Source organism: Enterobacter sp. UCD-UG_FMILLET, from assembly GCF_000762975.1.
GTDB lineage: Bacteria > Pseudomonadota > Gammaproteobacteria > Enterobacterales > Enterobacteriaceae > Enterobacter > Enterobacter dykesii.
Genome location: NZ_JRJC01000044.1, coordinates 1 through 552, shown reverse-complemented (window position 1 = coordinate 552; position 552 = coordinate 1). Strand labels below are relative to the sequence as shown.

The 552-nt window shown below is 39.8% G+C and carries 1 pseudogene; it reads left to right on the top strand.

The window, feature by feature from the left end:
* Positions 1-49 precede the first annotated feature (49 nt).
* Positions 50-552: pseudogene (locus tag LA04_RS23915) on the top strand (IS982-like element IS982B family transposase); the annotation flags it as partial.

The following is a 552-nucleotide window of genomic DNA, read 5'->3' as shown; positions in this document are numbered from 1 at the left end:
GTGCTATCCTAATCTTAAACCACTAAGCATTAGAAAGCGCACGACTTATATGACTTATAATAGCACACTTCCAAAAGTTTTTGTTTATTTACTGACAACCATTGAGACGCTTTATCAAACGAGTGTTCCCCTTGAGGTTCAAAACCGAAAGAACGTCCATCTTGCAACATCAGATTGCTGAGTTATCGCTTGTTACCTATGGGGCGTACTGCATTTTAGTGAAACACTTAAAGCAAAGCACCAATTGGCTCAAAGTTTATTTCCTAATTTCCTAGAATATTCTCGCTTTGTCCGCCGTTGTAATGCCCTCTTACCGAGTATCCAAGTCATTCGCCAAGCACTCGTCTTTAAAGAGGTTGAAGGAATGAGTGTATCCATTATTGACAGCTTCCCCMTTCCTTTGTGTCAGCCTATTCGTAAYTTCAGAAGCAAAGTTCTTGGAGATTATGCAAATGTTGGCTACAATGCTACAAAGGGACAGTACTTCTATGGATGTAAATGTCATGCTTTAGTCAGTGAATCAGGCTATGTCATAGACTACACAATTACTCC